Origin of the sequence: Micrococcus sp. EYE_212, assembly GCF_023147585.1 — a bacterium.
GTDB lineage: Bacteria > Actinomycetota > Actinomycetes > Actinomycetales > Micrococcaceae > Micrococcus.
Genome location: NZ_JAHXOZ010000008.1, coordinates 22,774 through 44,371, shown reverse-complemented (window position 1 = coordinate 44,371; position 21,598 = coordinate 22,774). Strand labels below are relative to the sequence as shown.

The following is a 21,598-nucleotide window of genomic DNA, read 5'->3' as shown; positions in this document are numbered from 1 at the left end:
TCAGGCCTCGAGCCTCATGACGGTCTTGCCGATGCGGATCACCGATTCCGGGCCCACGGGCAGGGCGCGGGTCACGGGCGCGCCGTCCACGGCGGTGCCGTTGGTGGAGCCCAGGTCCTCGAGGAACCAGCGGGTGCCCTGCGGGAAGAGCCGTGCGTGGCGGCCGGAGGCGTAGTCGTCCACGAGGACCAGGCCTGCGTCCTGCGCGCGCCCCATGAGCAGCGGGCGGCCGTCCAGCTCCACCGTGCGGCCCGCGAGCGGGCCCTCCACGACGCGCAGGGTGCGGGCCAGGCGCGGGGCGGGGAGGGTGGGGGCGCTCGCGGCGGCGGGCGCGGCGTGTGCGGGGGACGACGACGGCGCCGCGGGCGAGGACCCGGCCGCGGAGGCTCCGGCGGTGGCCGGGACGGGGCCGGCGGCCACCCGGGCGACGGGGGCCTGGACCTCGGCGTCGCGCCGGGCCTGCTCGAAGCGGGTCTTGTTGCGTCGGCCCACCACGAGGTCTCGTCCCTGGGAGAGGACGATCGAGATGATCAGGATCCACAGGGCCAGCAGGAGGCCGAGGCGCAGCACGGCGATGGCGAGCTCGTTCATGCCCGGGTCCCTCCGGTCGGCGCGGCGGCGTGGAAGACCAGCTCGGTCTGGCCCACGGTGATCCGATCACCCTCGCGCAGGGTGGTGGAGCCGTCGACGCGACGGCCGTTGACGAGCACGCCGTTGCGGCTGCCCAGGTCGATGAGGGTGACCGTGGCGCCCACCCGCACGAGGCGTGCGTGCTCGCGGGAGACCGAGGTGTCCGGCACCACGAGATCGGCGCGCTCGGCGGACCGGCCCAGCACCACGTCCGTGGTGTCGATGCGGTGGTGGACGCCGTCCAGCTCGAGTGCGGGAACGCGGGGCCGGGCCGGCTCGCGGGGCAGGACCACGGTGGGCTGGACGGCCGGCGCAGCGGCTCGGCGCGGGGCCGGCCGGCGTGCGGGCTGCGGTGCTGCCGGTGCCGGCGGCGGTGCGGGGGCAGTCGGCGCCGGAGCGGCGGGGGAGGAGGAGCTCGAGGAGCCGTCGTCGAGGTGCGAGACGACGCGCAGGCTGCCGGGGCGGACCGCCTCGTCCGCGTGGAAGGCCACGCGCACCGCGCCGGGGAGGCCGTACCCCTGGGTCTCGGCGTGGCGGATGACCTCGTCGCAGAGCTGGCTCGCCAGGGGGCTGCCCCACGCGCGGGCACGCTCGAAGTCCGCGGGGGAGAAGTGGACCACGAAGTCGTTGGGCGCCACCGTATGGCCCTCCGACAGGGCGAAGGACTCGTCGTCCATCGCGTGCCGCAGCGCCGTGGCGATCTCCACCGGCTTCACCGAGCGTGAGCCGCCCGCGGAGAACGCGGAGCGCACGGCCTTCTCCAGGCCGTGTTCGAGGTTGTCCAGAAGTCCCACCGATGGGGCCCCTTTCCACAGTCGTCGCCTCCGATAGTACGGGGCCGGACCGTGGCGAGAGGATTTGCGGGGTGGCCGGGCGTGCGGGTAGAGTATCTCTCGCTGCCTGCGGCGGTTCGTGTGAAAAGCGGATCACGAGCAGGAAGTCACTCGCGCGAGTGGCGGAATAGGTAGACGCGCTGGCTTCAGGTGCCAGTGTTCGAAAGGACGTGGGGGTTCAAGTCCCCCCTCGCGCACAGCGGGCCGGACGCCGGCCGCACGGAAGGACCCGTGAACCTCGGAAGAGGATCTCGGGTCCTTTCTGCATGTCCGGGCAGGGGCGTGCTCGTGCCCACGCTCAGGGAGTCAGGCGGACCGGGAGTGGCCCGTGAATCTGTACCCGATCGGGTACTCGGCGTAGAGAACACGGCGCGGGAAGAGGCAGCTCACCTCGTCGGAGAACGCTGCCGCCGCCGAGCGGGATTCGAAGACGCCCAAGACGGTGTTGTCCGGCGTCTCATCCTGGAGGACGATCCAGACACTCGGGCGGTCCTTTTCTGAATTCATGTGGTGATCATGCACTCCAGCCTCACTCGCAGACGACCCCGTCATCGTCGCCGTCGCGGTACCAGGCGTACTCGGGGTCCGAGCCGGACGCGTAGGGGCCGTACCCGGCGTCCTTGGCCTTCTTGCAGCTGCTGAAGCGCGGGTCCGTCGCGGATTCCTCGGCTTCAGCCTCATCCGGTTCGGCCGCCTCGGGCTCGGTGGTCGCCAGCCGGGGCGCGGCCTTGGTCGGTGCGGGTTTCGGGGCGGGAGCGGGCGCCGCGCTGCTCCTCACGGGCTCCGGCGCCGCCTGCGGTTCGCTCATCGCCCCCGGCGACGCGCCGCCGTCGGGAAGCTCCTGGTCCGGGCAGGACTCGAGTACGCGTTCCATCGCGCCCTTCTCCCCGTCGGTGACCCACAGCGTGTAGGTCATCTTCACCGCGATCTGCCGCGCCACGTAGGGGCACCGCGCCGCGCTCCGCGGAGGCAGCCACGAGGCGGCGTCGGCGTCGGACTTCTTCTGGTTGGACGGGCCGTCCACGGCCAGCAGGTTCAGCGGGTCGTTGGCCAGGGCCGTCCGCTGGGCCTCGGAGAGCCCCTGGGCGCCCTTCTGCCACGCGTCCGAGAGCGCCACGACGTGGTCGATCTGCACCGCCTCCGACGTCCCCTGCCCGCGCGTGAAGTGGATCTGGGTGCCCGTGTACGGGTCCTCGAGGACACCCGTGAGCACGACGCAGTCCCGCGTGCCCGGCTTGAAGGTCTCGTCCACGAGGTCACGGGCAAGGACGTCGTTGCGCGTGTCGCAGCCGTTGTGGTCCGTGTCCGTCCACGCCGGGCCGAACTCCGCGCGGTCGTAGCCCGTCTTGGGCGCGCGGCCCTTCACCTCCAGCCGCTCCAGGGCCGCGAGGGCGCTCCCGGATCGGGCCTGCCCCTGGGCCTCCGGCGCGGACGACGACGTCGGCGCGGGCTCGGGAGGGATCGTCGCCTCGGACGTCGCGGACCCCGACGGCGGCACGGCCGTCGTCGTAGGGCTGGAGGCCGCCTCGGGTGCGGGCAGCGTGGGTTCGGCCGCCCGGGTGACGGACGCGGCCGCCCGGCTCGGGTCCGGCGTCGGCGTGGAGGCGGTGCTGTCCGGGGGGACGCAGCCGGACGCGAGGAGCGCGAGGGCGGCCGTGAGTGCGGCGAGGGCGCGGGAGCGGGGGAGGGGCATGCGAGGGGTCCGGTCTGGCCCCAGGCGGACGGCTGTCCCGCGGTCGGCCCTCCTGGGTGCGGGCGGCCGCGGGGGCACCTCGGGGTCAGCGGGACGATCCGGCGCGGGTGCGGGGGCCGGATCGGGGAAGGAGAGTGTTCCACCCTATCGGCGGGGGTCGTCCCCCCATGTCAGGGGCGGGTCCGGCGCGTGTCGTGGGGTGTGACGCGGGCCGCCGTCGCCCGTCCCTGGGGTGTGGCGCCTCCGGCCACTACGCTGGCCGGGTGCCCGCTGACCGTCCACCTGACGGCGCGGGCGTGAATCCGTCCGGACCGGCCTCCCCACTGACGTGGACGCCTGCTCAGGTCCGGCCGGTGACCACCCCCATCACCGACCGAGGACGTTCAACGATGACGACCACCCCGACCGGCGCCGCCACGGCGCCGGCGCCCCGCTCCCCCCTGGACGACGCAAAGGCCCAGCTCGCCGCCGCCGTCGCCACGCTGGGCTACGACGAGGGGCTCCACCAGCTCCTCGCCACCCCCCGCCGCGAGATGGCCGTGGCCATCCCGCTGCGCCGCGACTCCGGTGAGGTCGAGGTGCTGCGAGGCTACCGCGTGCAGCACAACCTCTCCCGCGGCCCCGCCAAGGGCGGCGTGCGGTTCGCTCCCCACGTGGAGCTCGACGAGGTCCGCGCGCTGGCCATGTGGATGACCTGGAAGTGCGCCCTCCTGGACGTGCCGTACGGCGGCGCCAAGGGCGGCGTCAGCATTGACCCGCGCCAGTACTCGGCCGGCGAGCTCGAGCGCGTCATCCGCCGCTACACCTCCGAGATCCTGCCGATCATCGGCCCGGACCAGGACATCCCCGCCCCGGACGTGGGCACGGACGAGCGCATGATGGCCTGGATGATGGACACCTACTCCACCAGCCGCGGCCACACCACGCTCGGCGTGGTCACCGGCAAGCCCGTCGCCCTGGGCGGCTCCCTGGGCCGCGCGTCGGCGACGTCGGCCGGCGTCGTGCACGTCGCGCTCGCCGCCCTGCGGCACCGCGGCATCAAGCCCGAGGGCGCCACCGCGGTGGTCCAGGGCTTCGGCAAGGTCGGTGCGGGCGCGGTCGAGTTCCTCGCGGAGGCCGGCGTCAAGGTCGTCGCGGTCTCGGACCAGTATGGCGCCGTGCACAACGCGAACGGCCTGGACTACGACTCGCTGCTGGCGCACATGAAGGAGACCGGCAGCGTGGTGGACGCCCCGGACACCGAGCCGATGGACGCCGCCGCCATGCTGACGATGGACGTGGACCTGCTGGTCCCGGCCGCCGTCGAGGGTGTGCTCACCGAGGAGAACGCGGGCGACGTGACGGCGCGGATCGTGGTGGAGGGCGCCAACGGGCCCACCACCTCCGCCGCCGACCGCATCCTGACCGAGAACGACGTCCTCGTGGTGCCGGACATCCTGGCCAACGCGGGCGGCGTGGTCGTCTCCTACTTCGAGTGGGCCCAGGCCAACCAGGCCTACTGGTGGTCCCGCCAGGAGGTGGACGAGCGCCTCGAGAAGCGCATGGTCACCGCGTGGGACGCGCTCCTGGAGGCCAGCCAGAAGCGAGGCCTCACCCTTCGTGAGGCCGCCACCGTGACCGCGGTGGAGCGGGTGGCCGACGCGCACCTGCTGCGCGGCCTCTACCCGTGATCGGGGGCGCCTGAGGGCGCCTGTGCACTGCACCTCGGCCCCGCGTCTCCCCCTCGGAGGCGCGGGGCCGACGTCGTCACCGGGGTGCGGGTCAGGGCTTCACGCAGAGCACGGGCACGCGGGCCTCGAGGATGAGCTGCTGGGCGGCGGAGCCCAGGAGGAGCTTGCCCACGGGGGAGCGGTGCTTCACGCCCACCACGATCCGCGTCGCGCCGATGCGCTCGGCGTGGTCCAGCAGATCTCCGACGGCGTCCCGTCCGCGCTCCTGGGCATGCTCCACGGACACCTCGACGCCCGCGTTCCCCGCCTCGGACGGGTCCGGCTCCGTGCCGTCGAGGGAGAAGTACACAAGGTTCTCGCCGCGCAGGGCGGCCTCACTCAGGGCGGCCCGGTGGGCTGCGGCGCTCTCGGGGGAACCGGTGCCGGCGATCACGATAGTCATGGGGTCCACTGTGCGCGATGGGTCGGGCGTTTGTCCCCTCCAGGAGACATGTGGCGCCCTCGATCGAATGTGACCCACATCGCTGATACCGTCTCACCACCACTCGCACCAAGACCCGTCGGCGCGGATGTCTCCGCCCTGCCGGGTCTCGTCAGAAGGACCCCAGCATGCCCTCCTCCTCGACGGCCGATCCGCCTCGCCGCGGCGGCCTCGGCCGCCTCCTGTTCTCCGTGGTGGCGGTGATCACCGTCATCGTCGCCAGCGCGTTCTCCATCGGCTCGGCCTCGGGCGGCACGGACGTCCGCACCAACCTCACCCTGATCGCCCCGGCTGCGGCCGGCGGCGGCTGGGACTCGTTCCAGCGGGAGCTCCAGCAGGCGATGCGCGTGAACGGCCTGGTGAACAACGTGCAGGTCGTGAACATCCCCGGCGCCGGCGGCACCATCGGCCTGGGCCAGCTGAGCACGCTGGAGGAGCCGAACAACCTGATGGTGGGCGGTACGGGACACATCGCGACCCACGCGGCCCGGGGGGCGGGACCGCAGCTGTCCGACGTCACGCCGATCGCCCGGGCCGTGGAGGAGTACAACCTCGTGGTGGTCCCCGCCGACTCGCCGTACCAGAGCATGGACGAGCTCATCGAGGCATGGCGCGCGGATCCGCCGCACGTGGGGTGGACCGGCGGCGGATCCTTCGACCAGCTCGTCATGGCGGACCTCGCCGGGCAGGCCGGGATCGATGTGGAGGAGACCACCTACATCAACTCCGACGGCGGCGGAGAGGCGATCCAGGCCCTGCTGAACGGCACCGCCCAGGCCACGGCGGGCGGCTTCGCCGACATGTACCCCCAGGTGCAGGGCGGCCGCCTCCGGGCGCTCGGCGTGGTGGCCCCGGGGCGACTCACGGGCGTCGAGGACATCCCCACGCTGCGGGAGCAGGGCTACGACGTGACGCTGACCAACTGGCGCGGCCTCTTCGCCCCTCCCGGGATCTCCACCGAGGACCGGGCCGATCTCGAGGCGCTCGTCACCGAGGCGCTGCAGGCCCCCGAGTGGGCGGACGCGGTGGAACGCAACTACTGGAACCTCGTGCCCCTGACCGGGCCGGAGCTCGAGACGTTCATCGACGACGAGGTCCAGCGCATCCAGAGGCTGACGGAGGAGATCCGATGAGCGACTCGACCACCGTCCCCGCCGTCTCGCCCGAGCGCTCCCGCTGGGGGCGTGCCACCGGCCTCTCGGCCCTCGTCATGCCCGGCGTGCTGGCGGCGTTCAGCCTCTACCTGCTGATCGGCTCGCTCCGCATGGACACCGAGGGGATGGACTTCCCCGGCCCCTCGTTCTTCCCGCTGATCCTCGCGGCGGTCGGGCTGGTGCTCGCCGTGGCCCTCGCCGTCCAGGTGGCGGTGACGCGCGAGTCCCCGGAGGGCCAGGCGGACGCGGACGGCGAGGTCGGCCAGCCGGCCGGTCCCCTCACCCGCTTCCACTCCGACTTCTCCGCCCTGGCCTGGGTGTTCCTGGGCTTCCTGGCGTTCGCTCTGCTGCTGCCGTGGCTCGGCTGGATCCTGGCCGGCGCCCTGCTGTTCTGGACCGTGGCCCGCGCCTTCGGCTCGCCGCGGCCGGTGTTCGACATCCTCGTGGCCCTGTTCGTCTCCTCGCTCGCGTACCTCGCGTTCGCGGTCGTGCTCGGTCTGACCCTGCCCTCGGGCGTCCTGGGAGGTGGCTTCTGACATGGAGACGCTCGGTCTTCTGATGGAGGGCTTCGCGGGAGCCCTCACCCCGATGAACCTGCTGTGGGTGGTGCTCGGCTGTCTGCTCGGCACCGCCGTGGGCGTCATGCCCGGCCTCGGGTCGTCCATGGCCGTGGCCCTGCTGCTGCCCATGACGTTCGCGCTCGAGCCCACGGCCGCGTTCATCCTGTTCGCCGGCGTGTACTTCGGCGGCCTGTTCGGCGACTCGACCATGGCCATCCTGATGAACACCCCGGGGCAGGCCTCGGCCATCGCCTCCACCTTCGAGGGCCACCGCATGGCCCAGGACGGGCGCGCGGCCCAGGCGCTCGCGACGGCGGCGATCGGCGCGTTCATCGGCGGCATCATCGCCTCGGTGTGCGTGGTGTTCCTGGCGCCCGTGCTGGCCGAGTTCTCCACTAGCTTCGGACCGGCCGAGTACTTCGCGCTCGCCCTGTTCGCCTTCGTGGCCACCTCCTCCGTGGTCGCCGACTCCGTGCTTCGGGGCCTGGCATCGCTCGTGCTCGGGCTGGGCATCGCCGTGGTGGGCATCGACGGCGTCACCGGGACCGAGCGGTTCACGATGGGCTCCTCGCAGCTCTTCGACGGGATCCCGCTGGTGACCGTGACCGTGGCCGTCCTCGCCCTCGGCGAGGTGTTCCATGTCGCCTCCCGCGTGCGCCGCGAGCGGAGGGACCTGCGGATCCGCCGCACCGGCCGGCCGTGGCTCTCCGGGGCCGAGTTCCGCGAGGCCGCCCCCGCGTGGCTGCGCGGCACCGCGATCGGCCTGCCGTTCGGCATCGTCCCCGTCGGCGGCTCCGAGGTCCCCACGTTCCTGGCCTACTCCGCGGAGCGCCGCCTGGACAGGCGCCGCCGGGTCCCGATGTTCGGCAAGGGCGCCATCCGCGGCCTCGCCGCCCCGGAGGCCGCGGGCAACGCGACCACCGGCATGGCGATGGGCGCCCTGCTCACGCTGGGCCTGCCCGTCTCGGCGACCGCCGCGATCATGCTCGCGGCGTTCCGGCAGTACGGCCTGCAGCCCGGCCCGCTGCTGTTCGACCGCTCGCCCGACCTCGTGTGGGCGCTGCTGGCCAGCTTCTTCATCGCCATGGTGGTGCTCCTGGCCATCAACCTCCCGTTCGCCCAGCTGTGGGCCAAGCTCCTGCTCATCCCTCAGCACTACCTGTACGCGGGGATCACCCTGTTCTGCGGGCTCGGGATCTACGCCACCACGGGCGCCGTGTTCGACCTGCTCATGCTGCTGGCCCTCGGCGTGCTCGGCTTCCTCATGCGCCGCTACGGCTACCCGCTCGCCCCGCTCATGATCGGCATGGTCCTCGGGCCGCTCGCCGAGACCAGCCTCAGGGATGCGCTGCTGAGCTCGGTGGGCGATCCCGCCATCCTGGTCTCCAGCCCCATCACGTGGGTGATCTACGGGATCCTGGCCGTCGTCCTGGCGTTCTCCGTGCGTGCCGCCGTCGTCAGCCGCACCCGCCGGGACGTCTGAGCGGAGGCGGGATCCGCGCCCCCCGAGGCAACACGGGTTGAGTTGTCACCGGTGTGCGGCCTCCGCACCCGTGACAACTCAACCCGCGTTTCTGGTGGGCGACGGCCCCGCTCAGTAGTGGTACGTGTCCGACGGCGCCGTGATCGCGTCGTCCTGGTCCGGGTACCGCGTGGAGTGCACCCCGAACGCGGCGGCCAGCCCGAGGATCTTCTCCGCGCGCGCCTTGCGGGGCAGGTCGGAGCCGTTGCGGATCTCGCCGCCGTCGGCCTCGAAGTCCGCGAGGAACTCGTGGGCCCACGCCAGCTCCTCCTGGGACGGGCTGAGCCCCTCGTTCACGGCCGCGCACTGCTCCGGCGCGAGGCACAGCTTGCCGGTCATGCCGAACTCCGCGGTCACCGCCGTCGCCTCGGCGAGCTTCACGCCGGTGGAACCCACGGTGGGCCCGTCGATCGCGCCCGGCAGCCCCGTGGCCTTCGCCGCGATCGTGAACTGGGACCGCGTGTACGCCAGCGCCATCGGCGACTCGCCCAGGCCGGTGTCGCGGCGGAAGTCGCCGATGCCGAACGCCAGGCGGAACGTGCCCTTCGCGGCGGCGATCGAGTCGATCCGCTGCAGTCCGCGTGCCGTCTCCACGAGCGCCACCACGGGCACGCCCGGCAGCCGCTTCGCGGTCTCGTTCACGTGGTCGGTGGACTCCACCATCGCCAGCACGACGCCGGCCAGGCCGCCCTCGGCGACCGGCCCGCCCAGGTGCGCGGGCAGGGTCGCGGCGAGCGCCGCGACGTCGTCCTCCCACCACTTCGAGCCGTAGCCGTTGAGGCGCACCCACGCGGTGTGGCCCGAGGTGAGCCAGTCGACGGTGTCCTGCAGGGCCTTGGGCTTGTCCGCGGGGGCCACGGAGTCCTCGACGTCCAGGATGACGATGTCCGCGGCCGAGTCCTCCGCGGGCTGGAAGCGCTCGGGCTGCGCGGCGTTCACGAGCAGCCAGGAGCGGGCGAGCTCGGGGTCGATCCGCTGGCCGGGCACGGGGGAGAACGGCTGGGTGGGCGAGGGGGAGAGGGTGACGGTCATGGCTGGGCCTCCTTCAGGCGGGAGGGCGACGCGGGGGCGGGTCGCCGGGGCTGGTGTCGTCGTCGGACGGTCCGCGGGCGGGGTGCCTCACGCGGATCGGTCGGACGGGGAGGACCAGGTGGGGGCCCGTCGTCGTCAGCGCAGGTCGGCGCCGGGAGCGGCCGCGGGTGGGCGGCACGTGTGGCCCAGGTTACAGGACACCGGTCGCGACGACGATGCCCGCGCCCCCGGCGCGCGAACGACGAGATTCCGCGGTTCACACGTGAAGTGTGACGGAGTGTTTCTGACTTTCACGTGCAAGTCCTGGGCGCGCGATGGAGAGAGATGTTTAGATTTGAAACAAGCACGGGGGAGCACCCTGTGACCGCAGATCCGAACATCCTTGAAGGAGCATCCCCATGACGCAGGTCACCCCCGGAACCTGGAACCTCGACGCCTCCCACACCGAGGTGGGCTTCACGGTCCGCCACGCGGGCATCTCCAAGGTGCGCGGCACCTTCCAGGCCGTCTCCGGCACCCTCACCGTCGCCGAGGACTTCGCCCGCTCCTCCGCGGACATCACCGTGGACATGCAGTCCATCGACACCAAGGACGCCAACCGCGACGGCCACCTCAAGGGCGAGGACTTCTTCGACGTGGAGAAGCACCCCACCATGACCTTCCGCTCGACCGAGGTCCGCGGCTTCGACGGCGAGGAGTTCGTCCTGGTCGGCGACCTCACCATCCTGGAGACCACGAAGCAGGTCGAGCTGGAGGTCGAGCTCGGCGGCCAGACCACCGACCCGTTCGGCACCACCCGCGTGGGCTTCGAGGCCAAGACCGAGATCTCCCGCAAGGACTTCGGACTGACCTGGAACGCCGGGCTCGAGGCCGGCGGCGTGCTGGTGGGCGACAAGGTGAAGATCGAGATCGACGCCGAGTTCGTCCAGGCCTGATCCGGGCCCGGCCCGCCGGACCCGCAGACGTCCGGGGCTGATCGTCTCCCCCCCCGGACACCCCACGACGCCGGCCGCCCCCACCCCGGGGCGGCCGGCGTCGCCGTGGCCGGACCGGGTGCAGGTCAGCGGGCCGCGGATGCACGAGAATCGTCACCATGGACTCCGCCTCCCCGGTCCCCGCCGCCCCGTCCGCCTCCCCGGTCCCCCGCCGCCAGGTGGACATGCCCGCCCTCGCCGACGCCGCCGAGCTGCGCAACATCACCGACGTCCTGGAGCGCCGCGTCGCGGGGCACCCCGACGTGGTGGCCTTCCAGGTGCGCCACCCCGCCGCGCCGTTCGACGCCCCGTGGGAGCCGGTCACCACGGCCGCGTTCCACGCCCGGGTGCGCGCGCTGGCCAAGGGCCTGATCGCGCTGGGGATCCGCCCGGGGGACGCCGTGTCCATCGTCTCCGCCACCCGGTACGAGTGGACCCTGATGGACCTCGCCTGCCTCTACGCGGGCGCCGTGGTGGTCCCCATGTTCGACTCCGCCCCGGCCACGCAGATGGCGGCGATCGCCGACGTCGTGGGCGTGCGCGCCGCCTTCGCCGGCTCCCGGGCCGCCGCAGCCACGCTGCGCGAGGCCCTCGACGCGCGGGACGGCGCCGCTCGCGGCCCCCACGGGTCCGCGGTGTGGACCCTGGACGACGCCGACGCCGACGGCGTCCCCGCCGGCGACCTGCGCGCCCTCGAGGCGCTCGGCGCCGACGTCACCGACGGGGCGCTCGAGGCGGCCCGCACGGCCCGAGGCCTGGACGACGTCGCCACGATCGTGTTCACGTCCGGCACCACGGGGGAGCCCAAGGGGACGAGGATCCTGCACCGGTCCTTCGTCCACCAGGTGCTCAACGTGGCCGAGGCCTACCGGGGGTTCGTGCACCCGGGCGGCTCCACCGTGCTGTTCCTGCCGCTGGCGCACGTGCTCTCCCGCGCCGTGCAGATGATCTGCCTGCACGGTGGGATGTCCGTGGCGCACGTGGGCTACCCGAAGGCCGCCGTGCCGTCCATGGGGCAGATCCGCCCGACCTTCGTGATGGTGGTCCCCGGCGTGCTGTCCAAGATCGTGCTCGGCGTGGAGGAGAAGGCGCGCGGCACCCGCGTGGGCCCGCTCTCCGTGGGCGTGCTCTGGGAGCGCGCCCGGGCGGCCGCCGTCGCGAAGGGGCGCGTGGTGCTGGGCGAGGACCCCAAGCTCCTGGTGCCCGTGCGCGCCCAGCTGGCCCTCTACGAGCGGCTCTTCTACCGCCGGGTGCGGCACCTGCTCGGCGGCCGGGTGACCCACCTGCTGTGCGGCGCGGCCAAGCTCGACCCGGACCTGCTGCGCCTGTTCACCGGCATGGGCCTGACCGTGTTCGAGGGCTACGGGCTCACCGAGACCACCGCCCCCGCCGTGGGCCATCGCGAGGGGGACGTGGTCCCCGGCACCGTGGGCCTGCCCCTGCCCGGGATGTCCGTGCGGATCGCTGACGACGACGAGATCCAGATGCGCGGCCCCGGCGTGTTCGCCGGGTACACCGACGAGGATGAGACCGCCGCCGCGTTCGACGGCGAGTGGTTCCGCACCGGGGACCTCGGCCGTCTCGACGACGACGACCGGCTCACCGTGACCGGTCGCGTCAAGGACGTGATCGTCACCGCCAACGGCAAGACCATCAACCCCGCCGCGTGGGAGCGCGAGGTGGAGCTGCACCCCGCGGTCGGCCACGCCGTGGTGATCGGCGATGGCCTGGACCACCCCACCGCCATGATCCTGCTGGACCGCGAGGCCCTCGCCGCGTGGGTGCAGCGTCACCTGCCGGACTGGCAGGTGCCCGACGCCGTGTCCGCCCGCCTGCGGGACGGCGCCGAGACCGCGGAGCGGTTCAGGGACGAGGCCGGGCGCATGATCGAGGTCTCCGAGCAGCGGATCCGCGACTCGGTGGGCGCGGCCATCGACGCCGCCAATGCGAAGGTCCCCGTGCCCGAGCGGCTGCGCTCCTACAAGGTGCTCCTGCCGGACCCCGAGGAGCTCGCCGCGCTCCTCACGCCCACGCAGAAGCTCAAGCGCTCGGCGCTCGCGGAGCGGATCGCGCACCTGCTGCCGAAGCGCTGAGGTGCTGAAGCGCTGACGCTCCGACGCTTCGGCGCTCCGGCGCGTTGTGGTCACGACACGCCGTCCGCCCCGGAGCGTGCGCGGCGTGTCGTGACCACAGCGCGGAGTGCGACCAGCCCTCGCCGCACCCCGGGCGCGATCCGTAGGGTGGGGCGCATGATGGCTTCGAAGACCCCGCACCAGAACACCACGTTCGAGCTGCCGACGAAGGACGCCGCGCACGGCGACCAGCAGGGCCACGGCTACCTTGCCCTCCCCGAGTCCGGCCAGGGCCACGGCGTGATCGTGATCCAGGAGTGGTGGGGCCTCGTGGACCACATCAAGGACGTGTGCGACCGCCTCGCCGAGGAGGGCTTCGTGGCCCTCGCCCCGGACCTCTACGGCGGCTGGATCGCCCATGACGGCGACGAGGCCGGCGAGATGATGGAGAACCTCCCCGCCGAGGAGGGTGCCCGCCAGCTGGCCGGCGCGGTCGACTACCTCCTCTCCCGCGACGAGGTCACCTCCGAGACCGTCGGCGCGATCGGCTTCTGCATGGGCGGCGGCTTCGTGCTCGCCCTGGCGAACCAGCAGGGCGCGAGGGTCTCCGCCGCCGTGCCCTTCTACGGCGTGGGCCAGGGCGTGCCCGGCGACTTCTCCGGGGTGGAGGCCGCCGTCCAGGGCCACTACGCCGAGCGGGACCAGATGTTCCCCGTGGAGAAGGCGCGCGAGCAGGAGCAGCAGATCCGCGAGGAGTCCGGCGCGGAGGTCGAGTACTTCTACTACGACGCCGACCACGCCTTCCACAACGACGAGAACCCGGCGGGCAACTACCAGGAGGCCGAAGCGAAGCTCGCCTGGGGCCGCGCGGTCTCCTTCCTGAAGGAGAAGGTCCGCTGAGCCCCGCACGAGGCGGCCGCGGCGGGGGCCGGTCGCGCGCGAGCCGCGGAGGGCCCGCCCGACCTGCGCGTGCCGCCGGCCGGGGCGGTGCCGCCGGGGGCGGGGGCCGGCGTCGGGACGCCCGGGCCGAGCCCGTGCGCTTCGACCTCCCCGAGACGCCGCCCGAGACCCTGTTCCTGGCCACCATCCCGGGGGCGACGCCGTCCACGTGGGTCGGCCGGTTCACCTCGCGCGAGCGCGCGGTGCAGCTGGTCAACCACGACGAGTCGGCGCAGCTGGCGCACCTCGCCCATGACGACGCCGGGATGCCGCTCCACCCGCTGCCGCAGCTGGGCTACGTGCGGTGGCGGCGGGACCGCAGGCTCGACGACGTGGTGAAGGACGCGGGGGTGGACCCGCGGCACGTGCACACGGTCACCTCCTACTCCGAGCTGCCCGTGGTGTGCGTCGGCAAGGACCACCTGCTCTCCGCGTGGGACGTGGACGCGGACGGCCCCGTGCCCATGGCCGAGCTCGACCCCGAGGAGGAGCTCGAGCCCGCCCGCTTCGCCCCGGCCCCGAGCGAGGACCCCCTGGACCCGGCCGAGGTGCCGGGCGCGGGCGAGCGCATGGCCATCGAGATCGCCGCGTCCGGCACCGGGCACGTCGTGCTGCCGATGTCCGTGGCGCGCATGTTCGGCCGCAAGGACGTCGTGGTGCTGCCCGTGGCCAGCGCGCTGGACGACGTCGTGGGCAAGTCCCGCGCCGACCGCGAGGCCGAGGCGATGCTCCAGGAGCTCGAGGCCGCCGTCGAGGACACGGGAGTGGAGGGCGAGGTGTCCGCGGAGGGGGCCGCCTACGAGGCCGGCGACCCCCGTCATCCCGGCTGGGACGTGGGCCTGGCCTGGCTCAAGGAGGCGGACACGTCGCTGGTCCAGACGTTCGTCGGCGTGAGCCGGGGACGGCGGCCCGGGAGCTCGCGATGACCCGGCGGGCAAACAAGACGAGCACCGCCGACAGGACGAGCCCTGCGCCGCGGGGCCCATCCGCGGTGAAGGGGGCCCACGGCGCAGGCGTCGTCGACGGGGGCGGCCGAGGCGGGCGGGCCTCCCGGACGCTGCGCACGGCCGTGCTGGCCGCGTGCGCCCTGGCGTATGCGCTCTCTGTGGGGTCAGTGGTCCTGGGCCATCCGAAGGGGCTGACCGTCTCCGCCGACCCCTCCGCCCCGACCCTGCCCCTGTGGCAGGTGTTCCTGCCGCCCGTGGTGGGTGTCGCTCTGACCCTCCTGCTGCCGCCCCGTCGGACGTCCCAACCGGCGGTGAGGGGAGAGGCGCGGGCGTTCCGGCACGGCACGGCCTTCCTGGTCGGGCTGGCCGTGCTCACGATCGGGCTCGGCCTCTCGCCGCTGTCCGACGTGGACTTCGTGCTCTCGAAGGCCCTGCTGTTCATGGTGCTGCCCGCCCTCGCGCTGCGCTTCGTGTGGCGTGGCGGGGTGGAAGTGCTCCGCGCCGGAGGGGGGTGGCGCTGGTGGGCGCCGCTCGCCGTCGTCGTGGTGTGGGCGTGGCTGTCCCAGGCGGCGCCGTGGGTGTCGGCCGCGGACTTCTCCGGCGACGACCTGACGTTCCTGCTCCTCGGGGCGGCGGTGACGGCGCTGACGGCGGGCGTGGGCGAGGAGCTGTTCTACCGCCGCTGGCTGCAGACGCGGCTGGAGGTGTGGCTGGGGCCGGCGGCGGGCATCGCGCTGACGTGCGTGCTGTTCGGGCTCATGCACTTCGGCACGCACGGGTCCGCGGACCTGGCCCGGGATGCCGCACTGATCGTGGCGGTGCAGGGCACGTCGGGCCTGTTCCTGGGCCTGCTGTGGTGGCGGTACCGGAACATCGCGATGAACATCCTGGCGCACCTGATCATGAACGGCTGGGCCGTGGCGGCGTACCTGCTGACGCGGTGAGCCCCGGTAGGGCTCGCCGTCCACCTCAGCCGAGGCGGCCGGCCTGGGTGGCCTCGTACCGCTCGGCGTCCTCGTCCTCGGGGACCGGCTCGGTGCCGCGCCAGCGGGCCACGGCCGTCATGAGGTGGTGCACCACGAGCGCGGCGATCGTGCCGAGCGTGATGCCGCCGAACACCAGCCCGCCCGCCGTCAGCTGCGGGTCCGCGATCGCCACGATCAGGCCCGCGCCCGCCGTCATGAGGTGGATGGTGTTGGAGAAGTCCACGCGGTTCTGGACCCAGATCCGCACGCCCATCACGCCGATCATGCCGTAGAGGATGATGCCGGCGCCGCCGGCCACACCGGCCGGGATGGTCGCGACGGCGGCCCCGAACTTGGGCAGGAAGGCGAGGGCGATCGCGGTGAGGCCGGCCACCCAGTACGCGGCGGTCGAGTACACCCGCGAGCTCGCCATGACGCCGATGTTCTCCGCGTACGTGGTGGTGCCGACGCCGCCGCCCAGGCCGGAGAAGGTGGTGGAGAGGCCGTCGGCGATCAGAGCGCGGCCGGTGAGCGGGTCGAGGTCCCGCTTGGTCATCAGGCCGACGGTCCTGACGTGGCCGATGTTCTCGGCGATCAGCACGAGCACCACCGGCAGGAACAGCGGCAGCACCTGGAGGCTGAACTCGGGCGCGTGGAACGGCGGCAGGCCCACCCAGGCCGCCTCGCCGACCGCGGCGAAGTCCACCTGGCCCTGGGCCAGCGCCAGCACGTACCCGGCCAGGATGCCCACGAGGATGGACAGCCGCCCGACGAGGCCGCGGAACAGCACCGCCGTGAGCACCACCGCCAGCGCCGTGCCGAAGGTGGTCAGGGGCACCTCCTGCATGGCCGCCGTCGTCGCGCCGGCGAGGTTCAGGCCGATCAGCGCCACGATGGTGCCCATCACGGCGGGCGGCATGAGCGCGTGGATCCAGCCGGTGCCGGACAGGTGCACGACGACGCCGATCGCCGCGAGCAGCAGCCCCGTCGCCATGATGCCGCCGAGCGCAGCGCCCGTGCCCTCGAGCGCGGTGGCCGCCGTGAGCGGGGCGATGAACGCGAACGAGCTGCCGAGGTAGCTCGGCAGGCGGTTGCCGGTGATCACGAGGAACAGCAGGGTGCCGATGCCGGAGAAGAGCAGCGCCGTCGTCGCGGGCATGCCGGTGATGGCGGGAACGAGCACGGTGGCGCCGAACATGGCCATCACGTGCTGCACGCCGATGCCCACGGTGCGTGGCCAGCTGAGGCGTTCGTCCGGGGCGACGACGGTGCCCGGCGTGATGGTGCGGCCGTCGCCGTGCACGCGCCAGCCGAACCCCCGGGAGGGGTCGGCGTGCCGAGCGGGTGAGGTGGGGGTGCTGTGGGCCATGGCCGCCTTGCCGTTCAGGAGTGGATGAGGGCGCCGGACCGGGCTTCGGATCGGGGCGCGCGTCGGTCTGTAGGGTACCGTTTGAGGTGTGTCTGAGTACTTCGGAGTGATCGGCGAGGCCCTGGTGGACGTGGTCCTCTCGGACACCGCCACGCCCCGAGCGCACGTGGGCGGGAGCCCGCTGAACGTGGCCGTCGGTGTGAGCCGCCTGGAGCGCCCCGTGCTGTTCGCCGGCCGCTTCGGCCAGGACGAGTACGGCGCCATGATCGCCGCCCATCTCGAGGGCAACGGCGTGCGCAGCCTCCTGGAGCCGGACTCCTCCCCGACGTCGCAGGCCACCGCGCGCCTGGACCCGACGGGCGCCGCCAGCTACGAGTTCGACCTCGACTGGACGCTGCCGCCCGCCGCCGCCCTCGTGCGGGACCTCCGCGCGGCCGCCGGCGGGTCGCTCAAGCACGTGCACGCCGGCTCGATCGCCACGATGCTCGCCCCCGGCGACGCCGAGGTCATGGGTCTGCTCGAGGCGCTCTCCCCGGAGACCACCGTCAGCTACGACCCCAACGTGCGGCCCAGCATCGTCCCGGACCGGGTGTTCGCCCGTGCTCGCGCCGAGGAGTCGGTGCGCCTCTCCGACGTCGTCCACGCCTCTGACGAGGACATCGCCTGGCTCTACCCGGACCGGCCGCTGCTCGAGACCCTGAAGGCGTGGCAGGCCATGGGTCCGGCGTTCGTGGTCATGACGCGCGGCGCCGAGGACATCGTGGCCGTCACTGCACACGGCGTGCGCGAGCGCCCGATCGTCCCCGTGGACGTCGCGGACACCGTGGGTGCCGGCGACTCGTTCACCGCGGCGCTCCTGGCCGCCCTCGACGACCGCTCCCTGCTCGGCGCGGCCCACCGGGAGCGGCTGCACGCCATGGACCCGGCCGACGTCGAGTCCGTGCTGATCTACGCCTCCCGCGCCTCCGCGATCACGGCGTCCCGCCCGGGCGCCGACCCGCCGACGCGGGCCGAGCTCGCGGGCTGACGACGACGCGGGCGGACGCCGTCCGACGCAGAGTGGTCACAACACGCCGCGTGCGGACGCCGTCCGACGCAGAGTGGTCACAACACGCCGCGTGCCATGCCTCCAGACGGCGTGTCGTGACCACCCTGAGGGGCGGGCGGCGTCCCGTCGTCCGGTGCCCGCCCGTTCCCCAGCCGGCTCGCTCAGAGCAGCCCGAGCCCCGTGACGGCCTCCCGCTCCTCGTCGAGTTCGGCCACGGTCCTCTCCAGGCGCTCAGCCGCGTCCGGCAGCAGAGCGGCGTCTGGCTCCAGACCCGGCACGATCCGCCACTGCCCGCCCTCGGACTCCACGGGGAACGAGCTGATCAGGCCCTCGGGCACGCCGTAGGAGCCGTCGGACACGATCGCCGCGGAGGTGCGCCGGGCCTGCCCGTCCGTGCCCACGCCCGTGCCGAGGAACCAGTCGCGCATGTGGTCGATCGTCGCGCTTGCGGCCGACGCCGCCGAGGACGCCCCGCGCACGCTGATGATCTCCGCGCCGCGCTCGGCCACCCGCGGGATGAACTCCTCGGCGGCCCATCCGGCGTCCACGACCTCGAGCGCGGGGCGCCAGCCGCCGTCGGCGCCGCCCACCCGCACGCGCGCGTGGGTGAGGTCCGGGAACTGCGTGGCCGAGTGGTTGCCCCAGATGGTGATGCCGTCCACGGCGGTCACCGCGACGCCGGCCTTCGCCGCGAGCTGCGAGACCGCGCGGTTGTGGTCCAAGCGGGTGAGCGCGGTGAAGCGGTCGGCCGGCACGTCCCGAGCGTGGGAGGCGGCGATCAGCGCGTTCGTGTTCGCCGGGTTGCCCACGACGACGACGCGCACGTCCTCCGCTGCGTGGTCGTTGATCGCCTGGCCCTGGGGCCCGAAGATGCCGCCGTTGGCCTCGAGCAGGTCGCCGCGCTCCATGCCGGCCGAGCGCGGGCGGGCGCCCACGAGCAGGGCGTGCTGCACGCCGTCGAAGGCCACCGCGGGATCGTGCGTGACCTGGACGTCCGCGAGGAGGGGGAACGCCGCGTCCGCGAGCTCCATCGCCGTGCCCTCGGCGGCCCGCAGCGCCGCCGGGACCTCGAGCAGGCGCAGGCGCACGGGGACGTCGGCGCCGAGCATCTCGCCGGAGGCGATCCGGAAGAGCAGCGCGTAGCCGATGTTGCCGGCCGCGCCGGTGACGGTGACGGTGCGGGGGGTCTGGGCCGCACTCATGGGGGCGGGGGCGGTGCGCGCGGCGCTGCTCTGGGTGTCCATGCGCTCATCCTGCCAACTGCCCGCGCCCCTCGCGAGGACCCCGCCTAGACTCGACGCATGCCTCTGCCGACCTCGATCCGCCGCCCCCGGCTCGTCGCCACGGACCTGGACGGCACCGTCATCGGCTACGCGCACACCCGCTCGGGGCGGCTCTCCCCGCGGACCATCGCGGCGCTGCGGTCGGCGCACGAGGCGGGCGTCGTCGTCGTGTTCGTGACGGGGCGGCCGCTGCGCTGGCTGGACGCGCTCGCGGACCAGCTGGGCGACGTCGGACCGGTGATCTGCTCCAACGGCGCCGTGGTGGTGGATCCCGCGACCGGCGAGGTGCTCGAGTCCCGCCCGATGGAGCGGGGGACGGTGTGGACGGCGGTCGAGCGGCTGCGGGCCCTGGACCCCACCGCCACGTTCGGCGCCGAGACACTCGACGGCTTCTTCTGGGAGACCGCGTTCACGGAGGCGTCGGCGTTCGAGGACGCCACGCCGGCCGCGGCTGCCCTCGAGGGCGTGCTGCCCGCGGAGGCCGTCGTCGTGAAGCTGATGGCCCGCTCGACCGCCCTCGAGCCGGACGCGTTCCTGGAGGCCGCGCGCGCCGAGCTCGGGGAGCTCGTCAGCGCGACGCACTCCGCGCCCGGCGTGGCCCTCGTGGAGATGTCCGCGCCGGGCGTGCACAAGGCGGCCACCCTCGCGGACTTCGCGGCGAGCCGGGGGATCGCGCCGGCGGACGTCGTCGCCTTCGGGGACATGCCCAACGACGCCGAGATGCTTGCGTGGGCGGGCCTCGGCTGCGCCGTGGCCTCAGGCCACGTGAGCCTGCGCGCGGCGGCGGACGCGGTGGTCGGGGCCTGCGACGACGACGGCGTGGCCGGGGCGATCGAGGAGCTGCTGGCGCTGCCGGAGGTCTGACGGGCGGGCGCGGCCGACCGGCCCGGCCCGGCCGCCGGGGTCACCAGCGCTCGCGGGTGAGGTCGGCGTCCTCGGCGCGCACCGGCTTCGAGCCGGTGACCAGCTTGTGGCCGAGCCACAGGGCCAGGAACAGCGGCAGGCCGAGGTACGCGGTGGCTGCGGCGAGCAGGTCCACGCCCTCGCCGAACGCCCCGTACCCCTGACCCAGGACCACCACGGTGCACAGCAGCAGCGCGACGATCGGGCCCAACGGGAAGAGCGCGGCGCGGTAGGGCAGGTCCTCGAGGCGGCCGCCCTGGACGATGTACGCGCGGCGGAACCGGTAGTGGCTCCACGCGATGCCCATCCACACGATGAACCCGGCCAGTCCGGAGGCGGAGACGAGCCACACGTAGGCGGCCCCGTCTCCGACGAGGGTGGTGAGGAAGCACAGGGCGCCGACGGCGGTGGTGACCAGCAGCGCGTTCATGGGAACGCCGCGGCGGTTGACCTTGGCGAGGAACCGCGGGGCCTTGCCCGAGTCGGCCAGGGCCCAGAGCATGCGGGTGGAGGCGTACAGCCCCGAGTTGCCGGCGGAGAGGATCGCTGTGAGGATCACGGCGTTCATCACGGCGGCCGCGGCCAGCACGCCGGCGTTCTCGAACACCAGGGTGAACGGGGAGATCGAGATGTCCTCCACGCCGCTGCCCAGCAGGTTGGGGCTGGTGTAGGGGATCAGGAAGCCGATCACGGTGATCGCGCCGACGTAGAAGAGCAGGATGCGCCAGAACACGGTGCGGATGGCCTTCGGGACGTTCTTCTCCGGGTCCTCCGCCTCGCCGGCCGCGACGCCGACGAGTTCGGTGCCCTGGAAGGAGAAGCCGGCCACCAGGAAGATCGCGAGGATGCCCGGGGCGCCGCCCACGAACGGGGCCTCGCCGGTGGTCCAGTTCTCGAAGCCCGGGGCGGCGCCGCCGAGGATGCCGGCGATCATCATGACGCCGAGGACGAGGAAGACCACCACGGTGACGACCTTGATGAGCGAGAACCAGAACTCGGACTCGCCGTAGGCCCGGGTGGAGAGCGCGTTGAGGCCGAAGAGGATCGCCAGGAAGAGCGCAGACCAGGCCCACGAGGGGACGTCCGGGAGCCAGTAGCGCATGACCAGAGCGGCCGCGACGAGCTCCGCGGCCACCGTGATCGCCCAGTTGTACCAGTAGTTCCAGCCGATGGCGAAGCCGAACGAGGGGCTGACGAACCGGGTGGCGTACTCCTCGAAGGCGCCCGAGACCGGCAGGTAGGTGGCCATCTCGCCGAGGGACTGCATGAGCAGGAACACCATGAAGCCGATGACGACGTACGCCAGCAGCGCGCCGCCGGGGCCGGCGGTGGCGATGCTGTTGCCGGAGGCCACGAACAGGCCGGTGCCGATGGCGCCGCCCATCGCGATCATCATCAGGTGGCGGGCGGCCAGGGTGCGGCGCAGGCCGTTGTGCGCCTCTGACGGGGCGGGAAGGGCGGCGGTGCTGGCGGCGGGGCCGGCGGCGGTGCTGCCGGCCGGCAGGGCAGAGCCGGGGGTGTCT

The 21,598-nt window shown here is 73.4% G+C and carries 20 protein-coding genes and 1 tRNA gene; 12 read left to right on the top strand and 9 right to left on the bottom strand.

The window, feature by feature from the left end; translation table 11 throughout:
• Together KZX60_RS06675 and KZX60_RS06670 are read right to left on the bottom strand one after the other, a co-directional pair.
• The gene (locus KZX60_RS06675) at positions 1-591 is read right to left on the bottom strand and encodes an FHA domain-containing protein (protein WP_248116686.1); all 591 of its coding nucleotides are present in this window, start codon (positions 589-591) and stop codon (positions 1-3) included.
• A complete protein-coding gene (locus tag KZX60_RS06670) occupies positions 588-1,424 on the bottom strand; it encodes a DUF3662 and FHA domain-containing protein (protein ID WP_248116684.1) in 837 nt (278 codons plus the stop codon). Before KZX60_RS06670 ends, KZX60_RS06675 begins: the two co-directional genes overlap by 4 nt.
• Before the next feature lie 152 nt (positions 1,425-1,576).
• On the opposite strand from KZX60_RS06670, the gene KZX60_RS06665 reads away from it, so the two are divergent.
• Positions 1,577-1,660, top strand: a tRNA-Leu gene (locus KZX60_RS06665).
• 109 nt (positions 1,661-1,769) lie between these two features.
• Here KZX60_RS06665 and KZX60_RS06660 read toward each other — a convergent pair.
• Both KZX60_RS06660 and KZX60_RS06655 read right to left on the bottom strand, forming a co-directional pair.
• Positions 1,770-1,970, bottom strand: a complete 201-nt coding sequence (locus tag KZX60_RS06660; RefSeq protein ID WP_248116682.1) for a hypothetical protein — start codon at positions 1,968-1,970, stop codon at positions 1,770-1,772.
• Between the two features lie 22 nt (positions 1,971-1,992).
• Entirely contained in the window at positions 1,993-3,156 is a 1,164-nt protein-coding gene (locus tag KZX60_RS06655) for a DUF1524 domain-containing protein (protein ID WP_248116680.1), read from the bottom strand.
• 389 nt (positions 3,157-3,545) lie between these two features.
• Between KZX60_RS06655 and KZX60_RS06650 the strand changes: the two genes are divergently transcribed.
• Entirely contained in the window at positions 3,546-4,826 is a 1,281-nt protein-coding gene (locus KZX60_RS06650) for a Glu/Leu/Phe/Val dehydrogenase (RefSeq protein ID WP_248116677.1), read from the top strand.
• A gap of 91 nt (positions 4,827-4,917) precedes the next feature.
• Here KZX60_RS06650 and KZX60_RS06645 read toward each other — a convergent pair whose 3' ends face one another.
• Entirely contained in the window at positions 4,918-5,268 is a 351-nt protein-coding gene (locus KZX60_RS06645) for a universal stress protein (protein ID WP_248116675.1), read from the bottom strand.
• Positions 5,269-5,435: 167 nt separating this feature from the next.
• Here KZX60_RS06645 and KZX60_RS06640 point away from each other — a divergent pair, with 167 nt between their 5' ends.
• From KZX60_RS06640 to tctA, 3 genes are read left to right on the top strand one after another with little or no spacing between them, the layout of a single operon-like run.
• Positions 5,436-6,440 carry a tripartite tricarboxylate transporter substrate binding protein gene (locus tag KZX60_RS06640; protein WP_248116673.1) on the top strand — a complete coding sequence of 335 codons (1,005 nt, stop codon included), beginning with the start codon at positions 5,436-5,438 and terminating at the stop codon, positions 6,438-6,440.
• On the top strand, positions 6,437-6,997 hold the full coding sequence (locus KZX60_RS06635; protein ID WP_248116671.1) for a tripartite tricarboxylate transporter TctB family protein: 561 nt from the start codon (positions 6,437-6,439) through the stop codon (positions 6,995-6,997). The genes KZX60_RS06640 and KZX60_RS06635 overlap by 4 nt, the downstream gene beginning before the upstream one ends.
• Position 6,998: 1 nt before the next feature.
• Positions 6,999-8,504, top strand: coding sequence for a tripartite tricarboxylate transporter permease (gene tctA, locus KZX60_RS06630; RefSeq protein WP_248116669.1), 1,506 nt, complete (start codon positions 6,999-7,001; stop codon positions 8,502-8,504).
• A 111-nt stretch (positions 8,505-8,615) separates the two neighbouring features.
• Here tctA and KZX60_RS06625 read toward each other — a convergent pair whose 3' ends face one another.
• Positions 8,616-9,575 (bottom strand): CoA ester lyase, encoded by a 960-nt coding sequence (locus KZX60_RS06625; RefSeq protein ID WP_248116667.1) that lies wholly within the window; start codon positions 9,573-9,575, stop codon positions 8,616-8,618.
• Positions 9,576-9,973: 398 nt separating this feature from the next.
• On the opposite strand from KZX60_RS06625, the gene KZX60_RS06620 reads away from it, so the two are divergent.
• The 5 genes from KZX60_RS06620 to KZX60_RS06600 all read left to right on the top strand — a co-directional run bounded on the left by KZX60_RS06620 (position 9,974) and on the right by KZX60_RS06600 (position 15,451).
• On the top strand, positions 9,974-10,510 hold the full coding sequence (locus KZX60_RS06620; protein ID WP_248116665.1) for a YceI family protein: 537 nt from the start codon (positions 9,974-9,976) through the stop codon (positions 10,508-10,510).
• 158 nt (positions 10,511-10,668) lie between these two features.
• Entirely contained in the window at positions 10,669-12,642 is a 1,974-nt protein-coding gene (locus tag KZX60_RS06615) for an AMP-binding protein (protein ID WP_248116664.1), read from the top strand.
• A gap of 156 nt (positions 12,643-12,798) precedes the next feature.
• Positions 12,799-13,521, top strand: a complete 723-nt coding sequence (locus tag KZX60_RS06610; protein ID WP_248116663.1) for a dienelactone hydrolase family protein — start codon at positions 12,799-12,801, stop codon at positions 13,519-13,521.
• 134 nt (positions 13,522-13,655) lie between these two features.
• A complete protein-coding gene (locus KZX60_RS06605) occupies positions 13,656-14,486 on the top strand; it encodes a hypothetical protein (protein ID WP_248116662.1) in 831 nt (276 codons plus the stop codon).
• A 143-nt stretch (positions 14,487-14,629) separates the two neighbouring features.
• On the top strand, positions 14,630-15,451 hold the full coding sequence (locus KZX60_RS06600; RefSeq protein WP_248116661.1) for a CPBP family intramembrane glutamic endopeptidase: 822 nt from the start codon (positions 14,630-14,632) through the stop codon (positions 15,449-15,451).
• A 25-nt stretch (positions 15,452-15,476) separates the two neighbouring features.
• Here the strand turns inward: KZX60_RS06600 and KZX60_RS06595 are convergent, their stop codons facing one another.
• Positions 15,477-16,841, bottom strand: a complete 1,365-nt coding sequence (locus KZX60_RS06595; RefSeq protein ID WP_248116660.1) for a solute carrier family 23 protein — start codon at positions 16,839-16,841, stop codon at positions 15,477-15,479.
• Between the two features lie 106 nt (positions 16,842-16,947).
• Between KZX60_RS06595 and KZX60_RS06590 the strand changes: the two genes are divergently transcribed.
• A complete protein-coding gene (locus KZX60_RS06590; protein ID WP_248116822.1) occupies positions 16,948-17,868 on the top strand; it encodes a carbohydrate kinase in 921 nt (306 codons plus the stop codon).
• Positions 17,869-18,050: 182 nt separating this feature from the next.
• Here KZX60_RS06590 and KZX60_RS06585 read toward each other — a convergent pair whose 3' ends face one another.
• Positions 18,051-19,133, bottom strand: coding sequence for a malate dehydrogenase (locus tag KZX60_RS06585; RefSeq protein ID WP_248116659.1), 1,083 nt, complete (start codon positions 19,131-19,133; stop codon positions 18,051-18,053).
• A 57-nt stretch (positions 19,134-19,190) separates the two neighbouring features.
• Here KZX60_RS06585 and KZX60_RS06580 point away from each other — a divergent pair, with 57 nt between their 5' ends.
• Complete coding sequence (locus tag KZX60_RS06580; protein WP_248116658.1) at positions 19,191-20,036, top strand: HAD-IIB family hydrolase; 846 nt, start codon at positions 19,191-19,193, stop codon at positions 20,034-20,036.
• A 40-nt stretch (positions 20,037-20,076) separates the two neighbouring features.
• Here KZX60_RS06580 and KZX60_RS06575 read toward each other — a convergent pair whose 3' ends face one another.
• Positions 20,077-21,501 (bottom strand): amino acid permease, encoded by a 1,425-nt coding sequence (locus KZX60_RS06575; RefSeq protein ID WP_248116820.1) that lies wholly within the window; start codon positions 21,499-21,501, stop codon positions 20,077-20,079.
• Positions 21,502-21,598: the final 97 nt, after the last annotated feature.

What these genes read in the sequence shown, in the direction of transcription:
- KZX60_RS06675 (WP_248116686.1), bottom strand. Translation starts at nt 591, where the DNA reads ATGAACGAGCTCGCCATCGCCGTGCTGCGCCTCGGCCTCCTGCTGGCC.
- KZX60_RS06660 (WP_248116682.1), bottom strand. Translation starts at nt 1,970, where the DNA reads ATGAATTCAGAAAAGGACCGCCCGAGTGTCTGGATCGTCCTCCAGGAT.
- KZX60_RS06655 (WP_248116680.1), bottom strand. Translation starts at nt 3,156, where the DNA reads ATGCCCCTCCCCCGCTCCCGCGCCCTCGCCGCACTCACGGCCGCCCTC.
- KZX60_RS06650 (WP_248116677.1), top strand. Translation starts at nt 3,546, where the DNA reads ATGACGACCACCCCGACCGGCGCCGCCACGGCGCCGGCGCCCCGCTCC.
- KZX60_RS06645 (WP_248116675.1), bottom strand. Translation starts at nt 5,268, where the DNA reads ATGACTATCGTGATCGCCGGCACCGGTTCCCCCGAGAGCGCCGCAGCC.
- KZX60_RS06640 (WP_248116673.1), top strand. Translation starts at nt 5,436, where the DNA reads ATGCCCTCCTCCTCGACGGCCGATCCGCCTCGCCGCGGCGGCCTCGGC.
- KZX60_RS06635 (WP_248116671.1), top strand. Translation starts at nt 6,437, where the DNA reads ATGAGCGACTCGACCACCGTCCCCGCCGTCTCGCCCGAGCGCTCCCGC.
- tctA (WP_248116669.1), top strand. Translation starts at nt 6,999, where the DNA reads ATGGAGACGCTCGGTCTTCTGATGGAGGGCTTCGCGGGAGCCCTCACC.
- KZX60_RS06625 (WP_248116667.1), bottom strand. Translation starts at nt 9,575, where the DNA reads ATGACCGTCACCCTCTCCCCCTCGCCCACCCAGCCGTTCTCCCCCGTG.
- KZX60_RS06620 (WP_248116665.1), top strand. Translation starts at nt 9,974, where the DNA reads ATGACGCAGGTCACCCCCGGAACCTGGAACCTCGACGCCTCCCACACC.
- KZX60_RS06615 (WP_248116664.1), top strand. Translation starts at nt 10,669, where the DNA reads ATGGACTCCGCCTCCCCGGTCCCCGCCGCCCCGTCCGCCTCCCCGGTC.
- KZX60_RS06610 (WP_248116663.1), top strand. Translation starts at nt 12,799, where the DNA reads ATGATGGCTTCGAAGACCCCGCACCAGAACACCACGTTCGAGCTGCCG.
- KZX60_RS06595 (WP_248116660.1), bottom strand. Translation starts at nt 16,841, where the DNA reads ATGGCCCACAGCACCCCCACCTCACCCGCTCGGCACGCCGACCCCTCC.
- KZX60_RS06585 (WP_248116659.1), bottom strand. Translation starts at nt 19,133, where the DNA reads ATGGACACCCAGAGCAGCGCCGCGCGCACCGCCCCCGCCCCCATGAGT.
- KZX60_RS06580 (WP_248116658.1), top strand. Translation starts at nt 19,191, where the DNA reads ATGCCTCTGCCGACCTCGATCCGCCGCCCCCGGCTCGTCGCCACGGAC.